The organism is Ureaplasma diversum NCTC 246, from assembly GCF_000731915.1.
GTDB classification, from domain to species: domain Bacteria; phylum Bacillota_I; class Bacilli_A; order Mycoplasmatales; family Mycoplasmoidaceae; genus Ureaplasma; species Ureaplasma diversum.
The window spans coordinates 1-26077 of record NZ_JFDP01000087.1 but is presented as its reverse complement, the minus strand read 5'-3'; the positions used below and the strand labels follow the sequence as shown (position 1 = coordinate 26077).

Here is a 26077-nt window from a genome sequence, read left to right as displayed (position 1 = left end):
GTATTCATCTAAAATATTTGATTTTGCTCTTGATTCTCCCCAAGGAAGTCTAAGACTACCCCAAACATCAGCATCTGATACCTTATAGTCTTTAAATTCTTCTGTGTTAAAGATATCTTTTTTAATTAAATCGATAATTTCAGCTACACTGTAGCCTTTATCTAATAGTTCATTATCATATATATAATGATAAATAGGATATTTAATTCTATACCTTAACTCTTCATTTACTATATAAACACCATCTTTAATAGAATTTAATTCTGCTGCTTGGTTAGTTTTTTGATGATAAGTATTTAAAAATTTAGCAATTCTTGATTTTATTGCATCGCTTGTTAAATCATCGTACCATTCTTTTTCTTGGTTAAAACTAGCTTCGCTTGCATACAATAATTCTGGTTCAATAATAGGTTGTTTTTGGTTGTTAAAACCTTTAATACTTACATTCATTAATGAGATGTGGTCATTTTTAAGGTTTTTTTCAATTTCATTGATAATTTGTGTAGCGTAATTAAAAGGAAGTTCATCCACACTTAAAGTCTTATTACTTCCATAAGCGATTTGGAAATCTTTTTTGCTCATTTGAAAGACTTGTGAGCAATCAATTAAACTATCTTCAGAAAATAAAGAATCAGAATTTGTTGCACTTGCAGGAATAAGGATTTCTGTTGAAAATTTAATTCTTGTTATACCTTTTTTATTAGCACTACGTGCTTTAACGAAATAATACATCCCCTCGTAGTCATTGTATCAAATAACAACAGGGTGTCTATCTATTGGTTGCCCATAAACATTAAAAAGTATATTATGTCTTGGCATATAAGGTGTAAATTCTTTAAATTCCATATTAATACTCCTATTTAATATTAAATTTATTATTTAATATTATACCAGAAAAAGAAAAAGGTATCATTTTTGATACCCTTAATCTTATTTAACTTTATTTTTGAATTTTCTAACATAAACATATCAGATAAGGAACCCTATTGTCCCTAAAACAAGTAGTCCAATTGGTACAAAAATAGCAGTAAATGTTTTAACTTTTTGTTCGTATTCTGCTTTTTCTTTTTCTTCTTGTGTTAGTTCTCTATTAAGCTTTCTTCTTTTAAGTGGTACTTTATCTAAATCATCAACAACATTGTTTGTATTATTTTATTATAGATTGGTACTAGTGCTTGGTTTTTAGAGGTGTTTCTGTGTTTACTACTTGTAGATTTTTAAAAATAATGTCGTTAAATCATCCCTTTTTTAGATGCTCAAGCTAACACTTTTTCATAGATAATCCAGCTGGATTTTGTACCATTGTTAACAAAATCAATCTCATTAACAACCATATTATTAACTATCTCTTTAATTGATTTAACATCATTTACTATTTCAACTAATTTTTGTTCAGTAATTTTTTCTAATCCCTGAGCAACTAGTTCCTCATTCATTCAATGTAGTATAAATCTTAAGAAAACAAGAGACACAAAAGATAAGCACAAATATCCTAAAATGTGTTCGTATTTAGATAAGTAAATTGGTCTTAATTCAAGAGTACTTTTTAAAGTTCTAAAGTTCGATTCGATTTTTCATTGTTTAGTATAAATTTCCATTATTTCTTGAACTGATAAATCGAATCGATTTGTTACATAAACAAAAAAACCATCGTATTTTTCATCTTCTAAAATCTTTTCTTGATCAAGAATATAATATGTCGTTTTATCTACAGCTTTGTAGTATTTACACTTCTTAACCCCCATTAGTTTTTCTTGTGTAACAACACCTTTTTTATCCATTTTCTTAGTGAAGTTGTTGATTAGAACTTCTCGATCATCTCGATCTTTTCTAGCTCTTTCTTCACTATGAACAACCACTAATCTTTGAGTTGATGCAGCATCTTGAATATCACTTTTTGTTCGTTTCAAATCAATAATTTTGTATTTAAAATTATCATTTAATTGAATACAATCGTCAAAGTTTGTAATAGCATTTTTGATTTCTTTTTTTGTCGCTTTTAATCGATAAGCAAATACATAATTTCAGCCGTTAGATTCTAAGAAACTAATATTTTCATCATTATTCATAGCCTTATCACCAACAATTGTGATGTTTTTAATTTGGTATATACTTGCTAATTCTTCTAAAAACGGAATGAATGTTTTTTGGTTTGTAGTGTTTCCTGCGAAACATTTATAGTGGATTGGAATTCCATTTTCATCAGTTGCCATTGCGATTACAATTTGATCTTCTTCGGTTTTTGTATCCTTTGAATAACCAGATATTTTTAATTCAGTTCTAGTGAAACTTTCGAAATAAGCTGAGGTTGAATCAAACCACATTACACTAACGTTTCTTTCGTATTTTTCACTAATTTTGTCGTTTAAATTTTTAAGCAATATATGTGAATTTTTCGCAAGATACTCAAGAGATTGATAATATGAATTTTAGAGAAAACATCTTGTTCTTCTTTTTCAATCAATTTCATTGTACCGAGTATACTTTTAGGTTCTTTGATTCGATCTGAAAGCAATTGAATCATTATTGTTCTTAAGGAACTAGACTTTGTTTTTGAGCACCCTTTTAAAAGATCGAAATGATCAAATAATGTCTCAAATAATGAAAACATTTTATATTCTTCTTTAACTTCATTTTTAGCCGTCTCATTTGAATCTAAAACAGATTTTACTTCCTGTTTAGTTTTATCATCAAACGTCATAAATGGAAAATCTTGAGCGTTTAATTCTTCATCTCAATCATATTCATCACTAAACATCATCAGTTCGTCAACTGAACTAATTACAATTTTTGTTTCTAACTTTTTAGTATTAGTACCTGCTGAATTAGTAGGTGAGCGTTTCTCTTTTTTAGTTGTAGTTTTTTTAGAAGTTTTGTTATTGCTTTTCATATTTTTACTCGTTTTCATATCTAAATACTTAGATCTTTGTAATTATTATAAATTTTTTTATTTTTTAAATATAAAAACAAAATAAAAATTTAAATTCTTTTTGTGGCAAAAAAGAATATGCTAACAATAATTTTAAAAAGATCTTGCTGATTAAATTCTTTTATAAGTTGTATTTTGTATAAGTATATAAAAGAAAAATAAAAAACCTTTACCTTGTCATTAAGTTAAGGGTCTAATTTAACAAGTAGGAAACACAGGTACTTGAAATGGGCTAGTTGTTTTTTTTATTTTAGATATGATTAAGCTTATTTGTTGGTGTTAGGTAGTTATGAAAATACTAACAATTTTTATATATCCTAAAAGTAGTTAAACCGGAACATTTACCTAGAAAGTCTTTTTTTTTTTTTTTGCAGCACGAAAAATTGAATTTAGAATTGCTCTATATTTCTCAAACCAAACTTTTAAAAAGGAATTTTCAACATAATTTTAACTATCAAAGGATTTATTAATATATGAGTAAATTCAAAAATAAAAAGGCATTAACTCTTGCAGTTGGTGCTATTATGGCAGGGGTTAGTGTTATAGGAGTGGTTGCAGCTTGTGCACCAACGAAAGCAAAACCAGCCAAACCCACTGAAAAGAAAGTAGAACAACCACAAACAGGCGGTAACGAATCTTCAAACCCAGGAAGTGGTAGCACTACAAATCCAAGTGGGCAAGGTTCAAATAACGGTGGGACAACTAATACTACACCAGGTGCAACTCAGCCTGCAAATCCAGGAAGCCAAGGTACAAAGAACAACCCAACAACTCCACCAACTAATTCTTCAACTCCTGAAACTACACCTAAAGATCCAAAAACTCAAGGCAATAAACCAAGTGTAGGTTCTGGTACTGAATCTGGTTCTAAAGATAAAACTGAACAAACACCACCTACAACAGGACAAAATCCAAAAGTAACTGAATCACCTAAAGAAAATGGTTCAGGAGCAGAAAATAAAGGAGAATCTACTGATAAAGAACAAGGTGGTAAAAGTGGTGATGGTTCTCAAAACGGTGAAGATAATAAACAACAAAGTGAAGAAGAAAAGTTAAAAGCACAACAAGAAGCAGAAGCTAAAAAGAAAGCTGAAGCTGATAAAATGTTATTAGATAAGAAGACAAGTGCTAAGGCTGAAATAGATGAATTAACAGATATTCCAGATGATAGATTGAATGAAATTAAAGCAAATATCGATAAGATAGATGACCCATCACAAATTGATCAAGTAACAAAGATTCTTGATGAAGCAAAAAAAGAAGATAAAAAATATAAAGACTTTAGTGAGAAAAAAGCTGCAGCTAAGCAAGAAATAGAAAATTTCAAAAACATAAAGGAAGACCAAAAGAGTAAATTACTAGAGGATCTAGAAAAAATTAATGAAATTTCAAAAATTAGCGAGATAGATAATATTTTAAAAGAAGCTAGAAAACAAGAAGCTACAGTAATTGCTTCAGAATTAAAAATAAGCCCAGCAAGCACTAATTCTCTTGAAAGAAAACAAGATCCAAATGGTAGTAAATATTTGTATTTTACAATTAAAACATCTACTCAAAACTATGACAAAATTAAGCGAAAGATGTTTGGTATTGTAATTGAGAAAGATGGTACATCTACATTTAATGATTCGTCTACCACTTTTGGAACCGGTGATAACGCTATTTATCACCTAAACCCTAAAAAAGAAGGAGAATTCTACACTTTCACAATTTCTACTTCACAAGCTTACAGTGATAATGAACCAGGAACATATAGAGTTATAGCATTATGATTAGATGGTGATGGTGCAAAGAAAAATATATTAGAAGGAACTTCAAACACTATTACTATTCCGCCCAAATCTAATTAATCTATTACAAATTAAATACTAGTGAGATTATAACCCACTAGTATTTTTTATTTACCTTAGTTTAGAAGGTATTAATTAACATTAAGTATAAAAACCTTAATAAAATTAGAAAATTAAATCAATTTAAGTTTTATCTCTACAAACAGATCTCTTAAAATAATTCAATTACTAGACATAAGCTAGTTAATTACCAACAATATTTAAGTAATAAAATACCTATTTAAATAAGGTATAAGCAAAGTAATTTCTTAAATGAATTAATTTCTATTACTGATAGGGTTTATATTGGAAGGAAATATTTAAGAGATAATGTTAGTTATTTTGTTTATAACTTTATATGAGTATTAAATATTAAATAGAAATTATAATGTAGCTGAAATTATTAAATTTCTTTAAGAAAATGTTTTTAATAAATAAGAATTTAAAGGATAATAAGTGCACAATACAAATGTTTGAAGTAGTCTTGCACTACGCTTGCAAAATCTTAACAAGATTATTTTTTGCTAAAATAGATAATAAACAACATTGACGATCTCAATATAATTGATTAGGCACTAAAGAAATAAATCTTATTAAAGAATCTAAATAAGAAACTAAAAGAAAATTAGTAGGAGTTTTTATGTCTGAATTTAAAAATTACCCATCTTGTTTTAACGAATACACAATAATATTCAATGTTTATGGAGAACCAATTAATGAACAGCCTGTTGTTATTTGATATAACGAATATGAAGGAATGTATTATTTTGTTAAAGCAAGAAGTGCAACAAAAAGTGGAATAAAAATACCGCCTTTTGAAACTGAAACTTTAATTCCAGCAATTCTAACATCAAAAAAAGTTTTATTTTATGAAGATAGTTTAGTAGATTGTTCTCAAATTTTTCGAATGAACAAGTATGAATTTGAAATTCTTTATGGAAATAACGATCCACTAGATGTAGAACTACTTCCTTATCCATATGTTATAAAAATAATTGACAAAATCGAAAAAAACCTAGAAAAAAAGACATCTCATCAATGGATGTAAAAATTAAAAATTTCGATGAGTGTGAGAAAGCTCTTGAAAATGGCAAACAAATTACTCCTATCATTGAACCAAAACTATTGTATGCAAGCGAAGATAGTTTTAAACGAGAAAGTAGTTGAATTCAGAAATTAGAAGAAAATGCTGATTCAAAAACTCTTGAAAGAGCTAAGAATTTTTATAATAATTATCAGAATCAATGATACAAACCTGTTGTATTGAATTGAATTTCAAGTGCTATTGATTTTGCTAAAGAATGATTTGATGATACTAGAATTAATAAACCAATTTACGATTTGCTTTATGATAAACAATTGCTAGATAAGGGATATAGTGTTTATGAAATTATTAAATTGGTTGAAATAGAATTGAAAGATAATGTTGATTTTAAAAACTATGTGATACGTGATGTTGATATTTGAGGAAGTCTTACACTTTCTTGAGGCGAATCAAAAACTAATTTAAATTATGAAGATGAATATTACTACAACTCAAGAAAATTAAAAAATAATCAACATAACCATTTTTTCAGTAAATTAGATGATAAACAACTTTTAGAATTCAAAGAAGCATATGAAGATAATGAATCATTAGTTGAATGAATTAATAATAGTTGTTTTAAAGAGGAGTATGATGATTGATTAAAAAGAAACAAAAGGGTTATTAATCAAGCAGCTCTAAATCCAAATTATTTTGTTAGGATAAGATTAAAAATCAAAGATATTTCTATTATTCAAAAGCAATTAGAAGAGCGAAATCTTGTTAGTAGTCAACAACAAGAAATAGAACAATAAGTTGAACGAATTGAAAAACAATTTAATCTAAAACTTAAAAAAGATTTGTGATTATTAATCATAGATATAATAAAATTAAACCTTATAGATAAGAACATAATATTTCATTTAATGTTTATCAAGAACCCATTAATAATTAACCAGTTGTTGTTTGGTTTGATAGTAATGAAGAATGCACTATTTTGTTAATGCAAGAAGTTTAGATGATGCATATCTTTTTCTAGGATTTTAACAGCAGTAAGTGTTATTGAAACTTCAAATGATGCACCCGCCTTTTTAAAGAAGTGGTTTGTTTTGAGTTTATATGTAGCATTAAAAACTACAAAAGTAATAAATAAGTAGTTAATTTACTGCTTCTTATCTGTACTTAAAAAACACTAGTACTTTTGATCATACTAGTGTTTTTTCATATTCTTAATCATCTCTTTAGCTATAGCATCAATCACATTAACAGTCATAGCATTTCCAGCTAAAGATAATATCTTATTGTTGTTTAGTTTGTATTCTTTAACTTTAGAAGCAAGCTTTTTATCAAACCCTTGAAGCAGTAATGCTTCATACCCACTTAGCTTTTTAATCTTGTTATCTTTAATATAAAGTAAACCATGACGATTAGCTCTTAGTGTTGGGAAATATTGATGATATTTTCTTAAATCTGATTGTCGTCAATCAATAACATAATTGTTTCAACTTAGTATTTGTTCATTACTAAATTGATTGTTATTATATTTATTAGCTAAATATTTTTGAAATATAGGATCATAAATATTAAATTCAAGATCATTGTCAGGATCAATAAAATGATCAAAAACTAGATTAGATATGATCTTATCTGGAAATTTAAAAACATTATTATCATATTCTTTTTTAAAACCAACAATATATACTCTTTCTCTAGTTTGTGATACATCAAAATCAATACTATTTAAAACTTTATAATAAACATTATAACCAATGCTTTCTAGTTCACTTATGATTGTTTTAAAACTTGATCCTTGATTATGATTAATTAATCCTTTAACATTTTCTAAGATGAAATATTTAACATTTTTATGTTTCATAATTTGAATTAATGAATAGATGATCAATCCCCTTTGATCATCAAATCCAGCCCTTTTCCCTGCAATTGAAAATGTTTGACAAGGAAACCCAGCAATCATCAAATCAAAGTCTGGTAGTTGATTTATATCAACTTGTACTAGATCACCATAATTTCTATGATCATTAAAAAAGAGTTGATATGTATAAAGGGCATCTTTGTTGATTTCACAATGTCCTACACATTCTAAACCATTATTTTCTAAACCAATTCTTCCTGCTCCAATCCCAGAACAAAAATCAAAAAATTTCAATATCTCAAACCCCCTTTTAACTATTATTAGTAACAATCACCTTTAGATTTATAAATTGATTATACAACTACTAAATTAATTATAAATATATAGATATAAAAATACTAGTGACTTTAATATAAAAGTAAAACACTAGTATTTTTATAGATCATTAATAACTAATTACTTAGTTCCAAAGATACGATCACCAGCATCCCCAAGCCCTGGTGTAATGTATCCGTTTTCATTTAATTTTTCATCAAGTGCAGCCATGTAAACATGAACATCTGGATGGACTCTTTGAATCTCATTTAAACCCTCAGGAGCTGCTACAATACAAACAAATTTAATAGATTTAGGTTTAAACTTTTTAACGATATTAACTGCTTCAACAACACTTCCCCCTGTTGCTAGCATTGGATCTAAAATGATCACATCAGTTTCAGCAATATGTGGTGGGAATTTTTTAAAGTATTCAACTGGTTTAAGTGTTTCTTCGTTTCGATATAAACCAATATGACCAATAGTTGCTGTTGGAATTAAATTCTTAACTCCATCAACCATTCCAATTCCAGCTCTTAAGATTGGAACTAGACAAATTTTGTTTTTCAATTTATAACCTTTAGCTTTTTTAACAACTGGGGTTTGGATCTCTATTTCATTTAATTTTAAATCCTTTGTTGCTTCATAAACCATAAGTTGCGTTAATTCTTCTAAGTTAGTACGAAATAAAGTTGTATCAGTACTTACTTTACGCATTCTTGTTAGTTTATCTTTAATAAGCGGATGGTTAATAATCGTATGCATACAAAACTCCTTATGATGTGCTAAAAAGCACATTATAATTATTATACCTAATCAATGCTTATTTGTTATTAGTTAATTGTTTTTTAATATCAAACCATTGTTTGTTTTTGATCATTTCAATTTCATATTTATAAATAGGAACACTATTTTTATCATCTATATCAAACCAAGGTGTTTCTAAGATCTTTGGTAAATGATTAAGTTTAGGATGATATAGAATATGAATTAATGCATCAAAACCAATATATCCATATCCTAAATTTTCATGACGATCTTTATGAGAGCTTATTGGATTTTTAGAATCATTAATATGTAAAACCTTAATGTACTCTAAACCAATTTGTTGATCAAAATCTTCTAGATATTGATCAAAACTAGCTGGTGTTAAATCAATCCCACCCTCATGTAAATGACAAGTATCTAAACAAACACCAATTCGATCTTTGTTCTCTATTTGATCAATGATCATTTTTAGTTGGGCTGTATTAATTCCAATTTCGCTCCCTTTACCTGACATTGTTTCTAAACAAACTACTACATCATTATCAACTAATTTAAAAGCATTATTAAGAGCATAAGCTACTTGTTTAGTAGCTGTTTCTAAATCCTGACCAAGAGCACTTCCTGGGTGTAAAACAATATATTTTATCCCCATAGCAGCTGTTCTTTCTATTTCTTTAATTAAGAAATCAGCTGCTAATTTTCTTGTTTCATTTTTAGCTGAACAAGGGTTGATGATATATGGGGCATGAACTACTAAATTTTTAGGATCTATATTATTAGCTTTAAGTAGTTCAAATGCTTCATCAATTTTAAATTGTTCAACTGGTTGACGTTTTGTATTTTGTGGAGCACCTGTGTAGACCATAAATGTATTAGCATTATAACTAATAGCTTCTTTTACACTTCCTAAAAAGAAGTCTTTAGCTTTTAAACTAACATGTGATCCAATAATTAAGTTATACTCTTTGCTCATAATTAATTTCCTTCTAGTTCTTCAAGATCTTCTTGATTAGTTTGTTTTAGTTTAACTTTGTTTGCTTCTAACATCATATTAGTATATTTAAGCATCATTAAGTTTTCATTTGTTTTAAGTAAATAAAGATCAAACTTTGATGAATCAACTGAAATCTTATTTAATTGATTTGAAGCTATGAATTTAGTATTGATTAGATCTAAATCAATTAGCTTGATTTGATCAACAATTAATCTTATGATTTGACTATTAAACTCACAAACCCCACCAGTAAATACAATCCCATCAACTTTAGTTAATTGATTTAAATATAATAGGATGTATTTAATAATACTGTTAGTATACATATCTAAAGTTTGTTTTTGGTTTTTAGTAAATGTCTTTAAATTAATTAATTTATTAATATCATCTTTAACTAATGAACTTAATCCACTCTGTTTATTTAAATAATCAATGGTTTGTTTAAGATCTCATTGATAATGTTCACTAATTTTAAGAAGAATTGCTGGATCAAGATCTCCACTTCTAGTTTTCATTAATAAACCACTAAGGGGTGAGTAGCTCATAGAACAATCAATTACTTTTCCATTTTTAATTAAACAAACTGAACAACCAGATCCTAAATGTACCATTACTAAATTTGGTTTTTTGATCTTTGTACTTCTTATAAAGGTTTCTAAGCAATAAGCATAAGAAATACCATGAAACCCCCGTTTGTATAATTTTAGTTTATTAGCTAAACGTTGGTTTAATGGTATTTTTTTATTTGCTATTTTATTAAAGAAATATGAATCAAAAGCACAAATGATACTAGGGTTATTAACACTAGTTTTAATTTGATCGATTAAAGTAATGCTTAAGGCATTATGAATAGGACTAACTGTAATATTTACTTTGATGTTTTCATATAATTGATCATCTAACAAAGCAACAGGACTATTAGTATAATCACAAAATACAATTCTTAGTACATAATGTTTTATATCATCAATTGTACTAATTAAGTTTTGTTTAACTAAGAAACTTAATAAATAAGCTACATAATTATCAACTGGTTCATTGATTTTTAATTTAGTGTGTTTTTGTTTAATTTTATAATCAATAAACTTGAGGTTTTTGATCATTTTGATCTTACCACTAACATAAAGTTTATGTTTAGATCCATATAAACTAAACTTTAATGATTCGCCCCCTAAGTTAAGTATTAATATCATTAATTAGTTTCCTTAATTATTGGATTATGAATAAGTTGTTTATTAAACTTCTTAACAATTTTATTATTGATTGCTCAAAAAGCTGATGTTGTAGCAATCATTAATAAGAAAACACCAATAAACACTAATAACATAATTGGATCACCATTTAGAAATGGTCATACATTAGTCATTAATGAATAAACAGAGACATTAGCTACAATTGGTAAAAAGATAGCATACAATAAATAAATACTAAAATAGAAAGTAGTGCAGCAAATAATGTGCTTATATTTAATTGTAGTAGCTACTTTGTTATTAAAAAGTACATATAAAGCAAACACTAAAAAAGTAATTGGTGTTACTATATGATGATAAAAACCTGTTAAAGAGTTAAATCAAGATCAAGATGGTGAACGTGAATTAAATGGATATAAAACTCCTGTTCAAATTATTCCAACTATTAATATATAAACTAAGATGGTAATTAAATAAGTGTTGTTTTTAACAATTCTTGCTTTTGGATTAATTAAATAAATCAATAAAACAACAATCGCCATTCAGTTACTTTGTACTGTAAAATAGTGTAAATTACCAATTCATGAGTTAGATCCATAATAGATCTTAGTTTTTAGATTAATATCACTATAATCTGGTTTAATGTTATTTAAATCAACTGGTCAGTAATCTAATAAGAATAAACAACAAAAAGGTAAGAAGATAATAAAAGCAATTAATGCAGCAATTGATAATTTATTTTTAATATTAAATTCAATTTTATTATTATCACTTAAGATTCAATAAAATGTTTTTGATCAATAAAAAGCTTTGCTTTTAATATGTTTAATTAATTGATAATAAGCAAAAGGATTAAATAATATAGAAGCAAATACTAAACTAACAAATTCCTTTTTTGTAAAATGTTTATTTTTAGAAATATTTAAAAAGAATAAAACATTAACAAAACAATACCAAATAATACTATATAAACCAACAGCTCCTGCTTGTTGTTGGGGTAAATATGAATAGTTTGAAATTGTATAATCAATCGGATATTTTAAGAATTGTTGATCGTGTGCTAAAAGCACACTTAAACAAATAATAAAAATCAACAAAAAAGCATTAGTAATAATGATCTGATTTAATAGTTTTGGTACTATTTGCATTAATTGATTATTTCAATATCGATTAACTTGTTCATTAAAAGAACGGTTGATATATCGTTTTTTAACTTTCATAACCACTCCTTAATAAAGACAATATTATAGTATATTTTAAAAAATTATAAGCTAAAGCATTTTATTTAATTGTTTTAGTCTAATTATTGATTAAGATTAAGTTTATTAGTATTATATAATATATATTAATACTTTTAAGCTAATTTAGATTGTAGGTTGATTATGGATAATCAAATTTACCAGGTTATGCTTGGATATATTCTAACCTTGATAATAGCACCGATTTATTCATATTTAATTGGAAGTTTAAATGCTAGTATTATCTTAGGATTAATCTTTAAAAAAAGAGATATTCGAGAGCAAGAATCTAAGAATGCAGGGGCAACAAATATGTTGCGTGTTCATGGTAAGAAATTAGGGCTTCTTACAATGTTTTTAGATATATTAAAACCAATTATAACAGTCTCAATTACATTCTTAATTTATAAATATCAACTACGATCACCATTTGATTTTAGTAATGGTTTTAATATAGCTATCTTAGTTTATTTTGGTGGTTTGTTTACGATTTTAGGACACTGTTTTCCGATCTATTTTGGGTTTAAGGGAGGAAAAGGAGTGGCTTGTTATGGGGGATTGTTAATTGTAATGAACCCCTTTGTTGCTTTAGTTGGGATCATTATTATTTTAATTATTTTAGCAACTAAGCATTATATGTCTTTAGCTTCAATTGTAGCTGCATCAATTTGTGCTGTATTAGTTTTAATTCCTGGAATTAATTACAGTCCATATATTAATGAAGATATCAATTATTTTGTTTATGCATTAAATCCAAGTATAAGAAGTACTTCATATCTTTTAATTTATACAATTCCATCAGCTGGCTTTATTATCTTAAAGCACAAAAAGAATATTGAACGATTAATTCTAAGAACTGAAAATAAAACTTATTTAAGTTCTAAATTAAAAAATAAAGCAGAAAAAGCTGAAGAACAAATCAAGAATTAAAAATATTGTTGTAATTTATTACTTTTTTGATTATAATTTTAAGGTTATATAAATTCCTTAAAAGATTGGAAACATACTCAAGTGGTTAAGAGGGCACCCTGCTAAGGTGTTAGGTCGTTCTGCGGCGCGTGGGTTCGAATCCCACTGTTTCCGCCATTAAATGTTTATAAAAAAAGTAGGTTCTTCCTGCTTTTTTCTTTTTTTATTTTTAACCCTTATTAATTGTTTATAATTCTTTATAGTTAGAAGGTTTACTTTTTAGTATGATCAAGAATCGAATCTTAGAAAAAATTATTGTTATCTTAATAATTGCTTTAATCGTAATTGGTGTAGGTTTAGTAAGTTATCACTTCTTTAATCGAACAGTTGTTATTGTCTCAACTTGTTTATCAGCAGCTTATTTATTAAACATCACACTTGGTCTTTATATTCTCTCTTCTCAACAAAGAAATGATCGAAGTAAAAAAACTTGGTTATTTGCTTTTTTAATTCTTCCATTGATTGCTATTATTCTTTTCTTATTATTTGGTCAACAAGCTTTTAAAGAAAAGAAAAAGAAGGATATTATTCAAAAAAGAAAAATCTTATTTGAATATGAAGACTACAGTTTTATTCACGATTTTATGAGCTATAACTATAGTTCAGAACCAGGTTTAGAGTTGTTTGCTAAGGTTGTTAAATATAGTTATAACTTATATGGAACACCAATTTATAATGATGCTCAGATTCGTTTAATTGAAGAACCAACTATGATGTTTGAAGAAACAATTAAATTGATTCGTAAAGCAGAAAAATCAATTTATTTACAATACTTCATTATTGAAGATGGAAGTTGATTAGATGTTATTGTGAATGAACTAATTAAAAAAGCTAAAGAGGGTATTAAAATCTATTTACTATATGATTGAGTAGGTAGTTTATTTAAGTTTAAAAAAGAAACAAAACTTAAATTAATAGCTAATGGTATTAAAGTAGCTAAGTTCCATGCTAAAGCTGATTTAAAGATGCGAAGTACAATTAATTTCCGAAACCATCGAAAATACTTAATTGTCGATGGGAAGTATGCAATTACAGGTGGATCTAATATTGGTGATTCATACTTAAACATTGATCGAAGTATTGGTCACTGAATGGATCTTAATTACTTTGTGTCTGGTGGTATTGTTCATACAATGCTACTTGAGTTTATTCATGATTGATATTATTATGTACCACGATCACATAAATTAGATTTCGATCAATTAATTAATGAAATGGGTATTGATCAGTTTGAGATCAAAGATTATAGTACACCAAGCATTAATGATATTAAAGAAAGTACAATGACTTGTTTAATGCACACAGGTCCAAATCAATCAACTAATTCATTAATTGAAATTTTATCAATGGCATTTGCTAATGCTAAAAAATCAATTAGTATCTTCACTCCTTATCTTTTCCCAACTGAAGAGTTGATTGTAGCATTATGCTCTGCTGCAAATGCAGGGATTGATGTGCAAATTATGTTGCCAGGAAGAACAGATTCATCACCTTTTATCTTATCAATGAATAGATTAAGTTATAAGAAGTTAATTAGTTCAGGGGTTAAAATTTATGAATACTCTGGGTTTATGCATACTAAAGCAGTTTTAATTGATAATGAAACAGCTTTACTTGGTTCATATAACTTAGACAATAGAGCTCTTGTTATTAATTTTGAATCATTACTTTTCATCTATTCTAAAAAAACAAATCATCAGATTCAAAAATTATTTTTAGAGATGACTAATAATTCAAAATTAGTGACGCTTCAAGATCTTGAACAAAAACCAACCGCAAGACAGGTTGTTGAAACCATCTTTGTTAACATTTTCCAACCATTGCTTTAATACTTAGCAATGCTTTATTTTTTAGTTTTAAAATAGTGTAAAATATTATAATATGATTTTTTAAAAAAATCAATATAAAAAGGAGCAAACTTATGGATTATAAAAGCACACTGAATATGCCTTTTACAGAGTTCGAAATGAAGGCAAATTTAAATACAAAAGAACCAAAAATTCAACAATTTTGAGATGATCATAAAATTTATGAACAATTATTAGCTAAAAACAAAAACTACCCTACTTTTGTATTACATGATGGTCCACCATATGCTAACGGATCAATTCACATCGGTCATGCTTTAAATAAAATCTTAAAAGATATTATTGTTACATATAAAAACATGAACCGTTTTTATGCTCCTTTTATTGCTGGTTGAGATACACACGGCTTACCAATTGAAGTTGCTTTAGCTAAGAAAACAAAGCTAGCTAATGATAGTGCAAGCAAGCGTAGAGATCAATGTAAAGAATATGCTCTTGAACAAATCGCTATTCAAAAAGATCAATTTCAACGACTTGGACTTTTAACTGATTTTAAAACTAACTACTATACACTTGATCATCAATTTGAAATCGATCAACTTAACCTTTTTAAAACACTTTTAGAAAAAGGCTATATTTATCAAGATTTTAAACCAGTGTTCTGATCTTGATCATCTCAATCTGCACTTGCTGAATCTGAAATCGAATATGCTGAACGAACTTCAGATGCTATTTTTGTTAAATTAATGCTTAAAGATGATGCTTTATTTAACAATCAAAATACTGCTTTAGTAATATGAACAACAACTCCTTGAACTTTACCAGCTAACTTAGCAGTAGCTATTAACCCTAATATTAGCTATTCATTAATTAAAACAGACAGTTCACAATTAATTATTGCTACTGATTTAGTTGAATCGTTTACTAAAAAAGTAGGAATAGAAAATTATTCAATTATAAAAACTTTAGATCCAAAAGAACTTGAAAAGAAAGCATATATTTCACCAATTAACAATCAAGAATGTTTTGTTATTTTAGATGATTATGTATCTTCAATTGATGGTACAGGACTTGTTCATAATGCTCCTGGTTTTGGTTTAGAAGACTATTATGCTTGTAAAAAATATGGGATTGATGCTTTAGTTAACATTGATAATTATGGAAAATATAATAGTTTAGTTAATGATCCTGAACTTGAAAATATGTTCTACGAAGATGCTAATCCAGTTATTATACAGCGACTAAAAGCCAAAGATTTAATTATTCACCATGAAAAAATAACACATAGTGTTGCTCATGACTGACGTACTAAAAAACCCGTTATGTACAGAGCTACAAAACAATGGTTTGTATCTGTTGAAAATGCCTTAGAAGCGATTTTAAAAACACTTGATAATGATATTTCTTCAACTAATTCTAAGGGCATAGAGCGAATGAGAGAGATGGTAATTAATCGAAAAGAATGATGTATCTCTCGTCAACGGGTTTGAGGTGTACCAATCCCAATGATTTTTGATCAAGACTATAATCCAATTAATGATCTTGAATTAGTTAATCACATCATCAATGTTTTAGATCAAAAAGGTGTAAATGCTTGGTTTGAATTAGATGTTAAAGAATTTTTAACAGAGAAATATTTAAATACAAATCAAACATACTATAAAGAAAAAGATATTATGGATGTTTGATTTGATTCAGGAAGTTCTTATAGTATCTTAAAACATCATAATTTAAACTATCCAGCTGATCTATATTTAGAAGGTCAAGACCAGTATCGTGGTTGATTTAACTCTTCAATTATTACAGGAACTATTCTAAATAATAAAGCACCATATAAATTCCTTCTAGCCCATGGAATGGTATTAGATGGTGAAGGAATGAAGATGTCTAAATCTAAAGGAAATGTTGTTGATCCACTAAGTGTATGTAATGTTTATGGAGCTGATGTTCTAAGAATCTGAATAGCTAATTCTGATTATAGTAGTGATATACGAATTAGTGAAGATATTCTAAAACAGAATGCAGAAATCTATCGAAGAATCCGTAATACCTTATTTAAATATTCTTTATCTGTCTTAGCTGATTTTGATTTTAAACAACATTATACAACTAATGTTAGACAAGAAGATTTATATGTTCTAAAGCAATTTAAGGATTTAATGGATCAAGTTAAAGTAGCTTATGAAACATATAATTTCATGGATGTAATTCGTTTATTTAATAAGTTTGTTCTTGAACTATCTTCTTGATATTTTGAAAACATTAAAGATGATCTATATTGTTTAGAAATAAATAATGTAGCTAGAAGACAAATTCAATCAACTGTTTATTTTATTCTTAAACATTCATTAATTGCATTAACTCCAATTATTCCACATACAACTGAAGAAGCTTATTCTTTCTTAAATGCAGATAAATTAGAATCAGTTAAACTAGAAGAATTTTTAGTAGATGATGATTTTAAATTTAGTGGGGATACAGATCAAATGCAAGCTTTCTTTGAAATTAAAGATGTTGTCTTTAATGAATTAGAAAAAGCACGAAAACAAAACTTAATTAAAAAGAATAATGAAGCACTTGTAGTTTTATCTAAAGCGATGATTAAAGATGCTGAATTAGCTAATAATACTAGTTTATTAAAGAAATGATTCAATGTAGCAAAAGTTGAATTTGGTGATCAATTAGCTGTAAGTAATGCTAATTTTAAAAAATGTTTACGTTGTTGAAACCATTATCCAGATGAAGAAATGTATAATGATGAAGTTTCAAAAAGATGTATAGAAGTGATGCAAAAACAAAAATAGTTATGGAACAAAATTATTTTATTTTAAGCATTGAAACTAGTTGTGATGAAACATCTGTTGCTATTTTTAATAATCAAAAACTATTAGCTCATGTTATTAGTTCATCAAGTGAAAACCAAGCAGCTCATGGAGGTGTTGTCCCTGAATTAGCAAGTCGTTATCACGAACAAAATATTGTTAATGTATATTTAGAAGCAATTCAGAAAGCAAACATTGATCCATTTATTATCACTCACATTGCTTATACTGCATTTCCAGGTTTACCTGGTTGTTTACATGTTGGAAAAGTATTTGCTAAAGAATTAGCAAGTTTACTAAATGCTGAATTAGTACCAATTAATCATTTACATGCTCACGCATTTTCATCAATCATTGATCAACCGATCCATTTACCAGCTTTAGCCCTTGTTGTTTCAGGTGGGGAAACGGTGATTTATCAGATCAATGATTATGATGAAATTAAAGTTTTAAATCAAACCCGAGATGATGCAGTTGGTGAGGTTTTTGATAAAGTAGCAAGAACTTTGGGATGAGCTTATCCTGGTGGTCCAATTATTGATAAGAATTATGATCCTAAACAAGCTGATATACAATTTATTAAACAAGCTCCTGTTGATGCAATGTTTAGTTTTAGTGGACTTAAAACAGCTATCATCAACTATATTCATAACCATAGTCAAAAGAAATTGAAAATAAATGCTGTACAAATTGCATCAAGTTTTCAAAAATTTGCGATCAATGAAATTGTTAGAAAAGTACAATATTATTTAAACCAAACGAATTTAAAGCATTTATTAGTTGGTGGGGGCGTATCTGCTAATTCTTTACTACGTTCTGAATTATTAAAACTAGATACAACAGTCTATCTTCCACAACTTCTTTACACTGGAGATAATGCTGCAATGATCGGTGCTTATGCTTATGGTTTAATCAAAAATAATAAAAAATCAATTTTAGTTAAATAATTAAAAAGTAGGAATATATGAGATTTGAAAAATTAATTACTAGTGAAAGTGTTGGAGCAGGACATCCAGATAAAATTTGTGATCAAATTAGTGATGCAATTTTAGATTCTTGCTTAAAACAAGATAAAAATTCACGTGTAGCTTGTGAAGTATTAGCTTGTAATCGTTTAATTGTAATTGCTGGTGAAATTACTACTGATGCATATGTTGATGTAGTAAAAACTGCTTGAGAGATTATTAAACCACTAGGATATACTGAAAATGATTTTACAATTATCTCAAATGTTAATTCACAATCTGTTGATATTGCTCAATCAGTTAACAAAAAAACTGAAGAAATTGGTGCTGGAGATCAAGGAATTGTGTTTGGGTATGCATGTAATGAAACACCACAATATATGCCATTTACCACTGTTTTAGCTCATCAATTCTTAGCTGAAATAGAAAGACAACGATTAAGTGGTGAATTTGTTGGTATTAGATCTGATATGAAATCACAAGTTACAATTGATTATACAGATAGTCAAAATCTAAGAATTCATACTTTTTTAACAAGTATTCAACATGATGAAGATTATGATCGTGATTACTTTGAAAATAAAATTAAAACAATCATGGACGATCTTGCTAAAAAATATCATCTAAATACTGATTTTATTAAAATCATCAATTCATCTGGTCGATTTGTGATTGGTGGTCCAATTGGGGATACTGGTTTAACTGGACGTAAAATCATTGTTGATACTTATGGTGGGATTGCTCGTCATGGTGGGGGAGCATTCTCTGGAAAAGATCCAACTAAAGTTGATCGAAGTGCTTCATATTTTGCACGATGAATCGCTAAGAATGTAGTAGCTGCTAAACTTGCAGATCGTTGTGAAATCCAATTAGCTTTTGCTATTGGTCAACCTGCTCCTGTTGCAATGTTTATTGAAACATTCAATACAAACAAATATCCTGAAGCTAAAATCTTAGAAGCAATTAAGAAAAGTTTTAATTTTAAAGTAAAAGACTTTATAGCTGATCTAAACTTATTAGAAACAAGCTATCAACCAACAGCAACTTATGGGCATTTTGGAAGAGATGATTTAAATCTAAGTTGAGAAAAAACAAATAAAGTTGATACTTTACTTAAAAACATTAAATAAAACGGAACTGACCACAAATTGGTCAGTTTTTTGTTATTTTAATAATACTTAGAATAATATAATAAAAATCCTTTTAATACCATTTTTAAGTAATTTTTAGTAGCTTTAAAGATTTTTTTAAATATTTAATAACATTATTATAAAGTTATTAAAATTAATACTATAGTTGTTAGTGTTATGATTATTTTAGATCTTAACTGCATAAATCATTATTGATATTAAAACTTACTTTTAATATATATTAAGATGATCTAAAACTAAATAATGATATTGATTGAAAGAGTGTTTAAATATGAAAGCGAAATTAGAACAAATAGCTGAAATTGATCAAGCTTTAGTTGATCAATTACCTAATTTTAAAATCAAAATGAATCAAACAGATAGATTTACAGCAACGCTTACACTTCTTTTTGAATCATTTGTTGATTTTGCTACAATTCAAAAACTAAAATCAATTAAACCAAAAATTGATGGTGTTAAAATCCAGTTAATAAACTCTTGAGAAAATGTTGATCAAAACCAACTTGCTTTATTTTGAAATCAAGCTGTAGCTGATTGTTCTTTAAAAATTAATTCAAATCTAGAAACTATTCATTCAGTTAGTTTTAGTGAAGCATCATTTAGTTTTAAAACTGATGATTTAAATTTTGTCCAACAAGTTAATGCAGCTAAAGAACAATTATTAAAAACACTTTTAGATTGATCAATTAATACAAACACAATTGATATTGAATACATTGATAACAGTAGTGCATATTTATTAGAAAACCAAGAACGAACCCAAAAAGAATTAATTGCTCAACAACAAAAACTTGAAACTATAAAAGCCCAACAAGAAGCTCAAACTAAAGCAATTAATGATTATAAATACACTAATTCAATTCACAATGCCATGAATCCAATCCCACTAAATGATGTAACTGAAGAAATGAAACAAGTATGGGTTCAAGGACAAGTTTTTCATGTTGAAAAAGAATCAAGAAGAAATGGTTTTATATATCGATTTAGAATTTTAGATGACACTAATACTCTTGAAATTTTTGAATTTGCTTTAAACGAAAATCCAGAACGAGAAAAAATCAAAAAGAATGATTGAATTGTTGCACTTATTACAATTTTACCAACACGAAACGATGGAGTTAAACAAAACTTCGTTGGTAAAATTAACAAACTATTATTAAAACCACAACAAATTGATCAAGCTTTTTTCTCACCCCGTATTGAATTCAACTTCCATACAAAAATGAGTGCACTTGATTCAATTATTGAACCCAAAGACTTAATTGATTTTGCTACTAAAAACAATTTAAAAACAATTGGTATTACTGATCGAAATGTTGTACAAGCATATCCAGAAATTTTTACTTATTTAAACAAAACTAAAAGTGATTTAAAAATAATATATGGAATTGAAACTGAAGAAATTCCATCATATATTGAACTAGTACTAAATCCTTGTGATCAAAACTTAAATAATGCTACTTATGTTGTTTTTGATATTGAAACAACAGGACTTTTTCCAAACTATGATGGAGTCATTGAAATTGGAGCAATCAAGATCAAAAACAACGAACTTTTAGGTAGACTTAGTTTCTTTTTAAAACCAAATAAAGAAATTAGTTTAGCAACTCAAGAGTTAACTAATATTACTAATTCTGATATTGCCGATGCAATCTCTGAAAAAGAAGGATTAATAAAAATCTTTGAATTCTTCAAAGACAGTGTACTAGTTGCTCATAATGCAATTAACTTTGATATTAACTTCTTAAATATTAGAGCAGTTCATCATAATCTAGAACCACTTAATAATCCTGTGATTGATACATTAATGATCTCAAGAGCAATCAATAAAGATTTTAAAAGTCACCGTTTAGGATGAGTATGTAAAAAGTATGGAATTGATTATAATGAAGACAGTGCACATAGGGCTGATTATGATGCAGAAGTATTAAATCAAGTCTTTAAAGTAATGTTAGATAAATTATTTCATGAGTATTCAATAACTAATTTAAATGAAATTAATGATAAATTACAAAACGATACACTAAGAAGTAGAATCTTTGGTAAATGATTAAATCTATATGTTAAAAAACAAGAAAATATAAGAGATATGTATGAGCTAGTTTCACTATCTCATACTGATAACTTTTTTTCAAGACCAACACTTTATAGAGAACAAATTGAAAAGAAAAGAGAAAATGGTTTATTAACAACTAATGCAGTTCATGAATCTGATCTAATTGAAGCTTTATTTTCTAAAACTGATCAAGAAATTAAAAGTATTATACAGTCGTATGATTTTATTACATTACCATCTCTTAAAACCCAAGCTCATTTAACATATGAACAAAATAAAATTAGTTTAGAAGATCTTAAACATGCTTTTGTTAAACTAGTTAGTTTTAGTTATGAATTAAATAAAAAAGTAGTGTATTCAAATACTCCCTACTTTTTAGATGCTGATCATAAAAAGTTTTATGATGTATATGTTCATTCAAAACAACTAGAAGGGAAATCACACCGATTTAGTCATGAAAAATATGTACCAGATCTTTATTTAGATGATGCTAAAGCAGCTGAATTTGAACTTTCATATTTAAATAATGAAACTTGAATTAATGATATTATTTACAATCACCCCCAAGCAATAGTAGATTTAATTGATGATAGTATTGCCCCACTTAAAAGTGGTTTATATGCTCCAAAAATTGAAGGTGTTAATGAAAAAGCTAAGGCTTATATTTATGAAACTGCCCACCGGATTTATGGAGATCATTTACACCCAATTATTCAAAAACGATTAGATCGAGAATGAAATGCAATTAGTGAACACGGGTTTACTGTTGTTTATTGAATTTCACACTTATTAGTAAAAAAATCTTTAGAAGATGGATATGGTGTAGGGAGTCGGGGATCGGTTGGTTCTTCACTTGTTGCAACATTTTTAGATATAACTGATGTTAACCCCCTACCCCCACACTATTTATGTACTAAATGTAAATATTGTGAGTTTGTTGAAGATGCTGATGATGGGTTTGATTTAGTACCTAAGAATTGTTCAAATTGTGATCTTACTTTAACAACAAATGGGCATAATATTCCATTTGAAACCTTCTTAGGTTTTAATGCTGATAAAGTGCCTGATATTGATTTAAACTTTTCTGGACTTTATCAACAAACAGCTCATAACTTTATTATGGAATATTTTGGATCTTCACATGCTTTTAGAGCTGGAACAATCGCAACAGTTGCTGAAAAAACAGCTTTTGGAATGGTTCGAAAATATTTTGAAGAACAAAAACTAGATCCTAAAGTTCGTGATTCAACAATTATGTTATATGCACTTGCTTGTATTAACTCAAAACGAACAACAGGACAACACCCAGGAGGAATTATTGTAGTTCCTGAAGATTTATCTATTTTTGATTTCTCACCATACAACTATCCAGCTAATAAAAAAGAAGAAAACTGATTAACAACCCATTTTGCTTTTGAATATTTACATGATAATTTATTAAAGTTTGATATTTTAGGTCATGATAATCCAACGATTTTAAACCTTATTAAAAAATTAACAAACATTGATGATCGTGATGTACCAATGTATGATTTAAAAGTTATTGCATCATTTAGTGATATATCTGTTTTTAATCTAGAACCACGTGATGTTTTAAACGAGACAACAGGAGCTATTAGTATTCCTGAATTTGGTACTAAGTTTGTGCGACAAATGTTAGTTGACACCAAACCTAAATCATTTGCTGACTTGATACGGATCTCAGGTTTATCTCATGGAACTGATGTTTGATTAGATAATGCTCAATCATTAATTAAATCAGGTAAAGTACTAAAAGATGTAATTGCTTGTCGGGATGATATTATGACCTATTTAATCGCTTTAAACATCGAACCATCAATTGCTTTTGCTGTAATGGAAGATGTAAGAAAAGGTAAGAAAATTAAATTAGATCATCAAAAGATCTTACAAGAAAAACAAATTCCACAATGATATATTGAATCAGCTAATAAGATTAAATATATGTTCCCAAAAGCACACGCGACTGCTTATGTAATGCACGCTTATAAATTTGCTTGATTTAAACTTTATTACCCCCTTGAATACTATGCTGCTTTTTTAAGTGTGCGAGCTGAAAAAGTTGATATGTTAATTATTAAAAAAGGGAAATTAGCAATTGAAGAAGAATATAAACGAATTGTTGATAAAGAAAATAAAGCCAAAAATGGAAATGGACCAAAACCAACAACAGCTGAACTTGAATCATTAAACACTTATGAAATTATGGTTGAACTATTAGCTAGAGGCATTAAAATCAATAATGTTGATATTAAAAAATCAGCTGCAACTGACTTTTTAATTGATCGATCAACAAATAGTATTATCCCACCTTTTACAATGCTTCCTGGATTAGGTGAGATTGTTGCAAACAGTATTGTAAGTGCACGAGATGAATTACAATTTGCAACTATTGAAGATCTAAAAGCTAGAACTAAACTATCAAAAAAAGATCTTGATAATTTATCAAAAATTGGTGCACTTGATGAACTAAGCGAAACAGATCAGTTGACTTTATTTTAATTTAGGATTATTTTTGATTATTAACTAAATTATTAAATCTAATTGTGGTATTAATTAACTAATATGAACGGATCATTTTGAACAAAAAGGAATATTATCTTACTAAGTATTGGTGTTATTGTTAGTGCAATAATGGTTGGGTTTAGTATTTCATTAATTCTAGACATTGACTTTAAAAACTTATTCACTAGTTTAAAAACATCATTAAATAGTAATAATTTAGCTACTTTATGATTACTTTTATTAATTGGTTTTAGTTTATTTCGTGCTTTTATTTTTGTACTATTACATTATGTTTATGTAAAAAAGAATAAAGTAAAAACGATTAAGTGGTATGAATGGATTTTGTATGCTTTTAGTTTATTGTTTTTAACAGCATCAACTCCCTTTTCAATTGGATCTGAACCATTTAGTGTTTATTTTCTAACAAAACATAAAGTAAACCATATTCGTCATAATTCAGCATTTCTTTTAGCTTGTTCAACTTATTATGAACTAGGACAGTTAATAATTACTTTACCTTCCTTATTTTATGTATCTTATAATATCCATATTTTCTATACAGCACTTAATCAACCAATTCCTTATTTCTTTTGATTAGCTGTAGTTGGAACACTTGTTGATATGGTAATTGCATCCTTATATTTTGTTTTAGGATATAGTTCTAAGGTACATTTGTTTATTAACCGTGTCTACAATAAAATCAAAAAAGTCTTAAAACTAAAATATGATACTTATGAACAATTATTAATTAAGCATAAAGAAGGTGAAAACTTCAAAAGAGTTTATCACTACTATATGCGTTTACCTTGATTAAACATAACAGCACTTTTGATTGGTTTAGGGTTTAATTTTTGTTTTTATAGTTTAACTTATATAAGTTATTTATTAGTTAGTAAAGATCCGGTCCTAATTTATTTTGATATGTTTAATTACACTAACATATCAATTACAGCAACTAACTTTGTTCCTATCCCAGGATCTGAAGGTAGTGTGCAATATATTCTTAAACAATTCCTTACTTTTAATAATCCTCATCAAGCTAAAATTAATGATCAACTAATTAATGAAGTTATTTTTATTTGAAGAATGTTTAGTTTATATTTATGCGCTTTTGTTGGGATCTTTGGCTTTAGTTATTTCTTAATTAAAGATTGAAGAATCTTTATTAAACAAATTAAAATCAACCATAAACAAAACAATACTTTCTTATTTAAAAACAATTATCGATTTAAATGAGATAAGAAAAAGAATGATTATTTTCAAAAAAAGATTAATTATAATTAGTATCAAAAAACATCCTTACTAAAAAAAGAGAAGGATGTTTTTTAAGTAATCTTAATTGCAACTTTAGATTGTTATGTTGATAATGATAGCTAATAGTAAAATTACTATGACTATAGTGTTTGGTATTGATTTAATTTAATAAAAGTTATTATTGGTTTTTTTATTTTATCTACTCATTATTCATTTCAAGGAAAAGAATCTCATTCAACTGGTTCGTCTTTTTCTTTATCCTTAAAATCAAATTTAAGATTGTATTCACTTAAATTATCAATTTTATCTACTTCTAATAAGAATACTGGATAGTTTTCAAAAACGACAGCTGGTACAGTATTTTGTAGT

Annotated in this window: 18 protein-coding genes and 1 tRNA gene; 11 read left to right on the top strand and 8 right to left on the bottom strand. The window is 27.3% G+C overall.

Going from position 1 to position 26077, the window contains the following annotated elements:
* The 3 genes from UDIV_RS03865 to UDIV_RS04235 all read right to left on the bottom strand — a co-directional run.
* Positions 1–846: Mbov_0400 family ICE element protein (locus tag UDIV_RS03865; RefSeq protein WP_038103567.1), on the bottom strand; the 846-nt coding region annotated here is incomplete at its 3' end.
* Between the two features lie 386 nt (positions 847–1232).
* Positions 1233–2381 carry an IS1634 family transposase gene (locus UDIV_RS03860; RefSeq protein ID WP_231428092.1) on the bottom strand — a complete coding sequence of 383 codons (1149 nt, stop codon included), beginning with the start codon at positions 2379–2381 and terminating at the stop codon, positions 1233–1235.
* Entirely contained in the window at positions 2366–2908 is a 543-nt protein-coding gene (locus tag UDIV_RS04235; protein WP_051749538.1) for a hypothetical protein, read from the bottom strand. Before UDIV_RS04235 ends, UDIV_RS03860 begins: the two co-directional genes overlap by 16 nt.
* 494 nt (positions 2909–3402) lie before the next feature.
* Here UDIV_RS04235 and UDIV_RS03855 point away from each other — a divergent pair, with 494 nt between their 5' ends.
* The 3 genes from UDIV_RS03855 to UDIV_RS03845 all read left to right on the top strand — a co-directional run bounded on the left by UDIV_RS03855 (position 3403) and on the right by UDIV_RS03845 (position 6597).
* Positions 3403–4779 carry a hypothetical protein gene (locus tag UDIV_RS03855; RefSeq protein ID WP_038103565.1) on the top strand — a complete coding sequence of 459 codons (1377 nt, stop codon included), beginning with the start codon at positions 3403–3405 and terminating at the stop codon, positions 4777–4779.
* 619 nt (positions 4780–5398) lie between these two features.
* A complete protein-coding gene (locus tag UDIV_RS03850; RefSeq protein ID WP_038103563.1) occupies positions 5399–5806 on the top strand; it encodes an Mbov_0400 family ICE element protein in 408 nt (135 codons plus the stop codon).
* Positions 5797–6597 (top strand): hypothetical protein, encoded by an 801-nt coding sequence (locus tag UDIV_RS03845; protein WP_038103560.1) that lies wholly within the window; start codon positions 5797–5799, stop codon positions 6595–6597. Before UDIV_RS03850 ends, UDIV_RS03845 begins: the two co-directional genes overlap by 10 nt.
* A gap of 395 nt (positions 6598–6992) precedes the next feature.
* Here UDIV_RS03845 and dcm read toward each other — a convergent pair whose 3' ends face one another.
* The 5 genes from dcm to UDIV_RS03820 all read right to left on the bottom strand — a co-directional run bounded on the left by dcm (position 6993) and on the right by UDIV_RS03820 (position 12142).
* Positions 6993–7949: a DNA (cytosine-5-)-methyltransferase gene (dcm, locus tag UDIV_RS03840; protein ID WP_197021682.1), complete on the bottom strand. Its 957-nt coding sequence runs from the start codon at positions 7947–7949 to the stop codon at positions 6993–6995.
* A gap of 162 nt (positions 7950–8111) precedes the next feature.
* Entirely contained in the window at positions 8112–8735 is a 624-nt protein-coding gene (gene upp, locus UDIV_RS03835; protein ID WP_038103558.1) for a uracil phosphoribosyltransferase, read from the bottom strand.
* A gap of 58 nt (positions 8736–8793) precedes the next feature.
* Complete coding sequence (locus UDIV_RS03830) at positions 8794–9711, bottom strand: deoxyribonuclease IV (RefSeq protein WP_038103556.1); 918 nt, start codon at positions 9709–9711, stop codon at positions 8794–8796.
* 2 nt (positions 9712–9713) lie between these two features.
* On the bottom strand, positions 9714–10925 hold the full coding sequence (locus UDIV_RS03825) for an acetate/propionate family kinase (protein WP_038103553.1): 1212 nt from the start codon (positions 10923–10925) through the stop codon (positions 9714–9716).
* Complete coding sequence (locus UDIV_RS03820; RefSeq protein WP_051749536.1) at positions 10925–12142, bottom strand: DUF1600 domain-containing protein; 1218 nt, start codon at positions 12140–12142, stop codon at positions 10925–10927. The genes UDIV_RS03825 and UDIV_RS03820 overlap by 1 nt, the downstream gene beginning before the upstream one ends.
* Positions 12143–12304: 162 nt before the next feature.
* On the opposite strand from UDIV_RS03820, the gene plsY reads away from it, so the two are divergent.
* From plsY to UDIV_RS03780, 8 genes are all read left to right on the top strand, one after another.
* Complete coding sequence (plsY, locus tag UDIV_RS03815) at positions 12305–13090, top strand: glycerol-3-phosphate 1-O-acyltransferase PlsY (protein WP_051749534.1); 786 nt, start codon at positions 12305–12307, stop codon at positions 13088–13090.
* Positions 13091–13157: 67 nt separating this feature from the next.
* Positions 13158–13246: transfer RNA gene (locus tag UDIV_RS03810), tRNA-Ser, on the top strand.
* Between the two features lie 107 nt (positions 13247–13353).
* Entirely contained in the window at positions 13354–14958 is a 1605-nt protein-coding gene (gene cls, locus UDIV_RS03805) for a cardiolipin synthase (RefSeq protein WP_231428091.1), read from the top strand.
* 92 nt (positions 14959–15050) lie between these two features.
* Complete coding sequence (ileS, locus tag UDIV_RS03800; RefSeq protein WP_038103552.1) at positions 15051–17741, top strand: isoleucine--tRNA ligase; 2691 nt, start codon at positions 15051–15053, stop codon at positions 17739–17741.
* A gap of 2 nt (positions 17742–17743) precedes the next feature.
* Positions 17744–18706, top strand: coding sequence for a tRNA (adenosine(37)-N6)-threonylcarbamoyltransferase complex transferase subunit TsaD (gene tsaD, locus UDIV_RS03795; RefSeq protein WP_038103573.1), 963 nt, complete (start codon positions 17744–17746; stop codon positions 18704–18706).
* Positions 18707–18723: 17 nt separating this feature from the next.
* The gene (gene metK / locus UDIV_RS03790; RefSeq protein WP_038103549.1) at positions 18724–19854 is read left to right on the top strand and encodes a methionine adenosyltransferase; all 1131 of its coding nucleotides are present in this window, start codon (positions 18724–18726) and stop codon (positions 19852–19854) included.
* A gap of 292 nt (positions 19855–20146) precedes the next feature.
* Positions 20147–24451, top strand: a complete 4305-nt coding sequence (gene polC / locus UDIV_RS03785) for a DNA polymerase III subunit alpha (protein WP_038103546.1) — start codon at positions 20147–20149, stop codon at positions 24449–24451.
* Positions 24452–24514: 63 nt separating this feature from the next.
* A complete protein-coding gene (locus tag UDIV_RS03780) occupies positions 24515–25738 on the top strand; it encodes a lysylphosphatidylglycerol synthase transmembrane domain-containing protein (RefSeq protein ID WP_051749533.1) in 1224 nt (407 codons plus the stop codon).
* Positions 25739–26077 lie beyond the last annotated feature (339 nt).